This is a genomic window from Komagataeibacter intermedius TF2, from assembly GCF_000964425.1.
GTDB lineage: Bacteria > Pseudomonadota > Alphaproteobacteria > Acetobacterales > Acetobacteraceae > Komagataeibacter > Komagataeibacter intermedius.
On the sequence record NZ_BANF01000819.1, the window covers coordinates 1 to 437 of the forward strand.

General features: G+C 62.7%; 1 pseudogene. It reads left to right on the forward strand.

What is annotated here, in order from left to right:
• Positions 1-437, forward strand: a pseudogene (locus tag B7449_RS19325) (type IV secretory system conjugative DNA transfer family protein); the annotation flags it as partial.

Sequence of the window (437 nt, forward strand, 5' to 3'; positions counted from 1 at the left end):
CAGAAAGAAAACAAACCGAGCGAGCAGCATGGCTACGCCAAGATGTATTTCACCCGGGTCTTCACGCAGCTTGGCGTCAGTCTCGGGCATATCTTCCGCGCCCAGACGCCCGACATCGATATGCGCGATGTGGTGCTGAACCGCCGCATTCTCGTCGTCACGCTGCCCGCGCTGGAGAATTCCTCGGATACGCTGGCCGGACTGGGCAAGATCGTGGTCGCTGCCGGTCGCGGCGTCATGGCCCAGCTTCTTGGCGCCCGCCTCGACGGCCCCGCCGAGCAGGTCTTCAAGCTCAAGGCAGGCAGCGGCGACGCGCCGTTCCATTTTTTCTACGATGAACTCTCCGCCTACGTCACGGACGGCATGGACCGGCAGCTGGCCATGGGACGCGGCCTGAACTGCATGTTCTGGCTGGGGTTTCAGGATCTTCCGGGTCT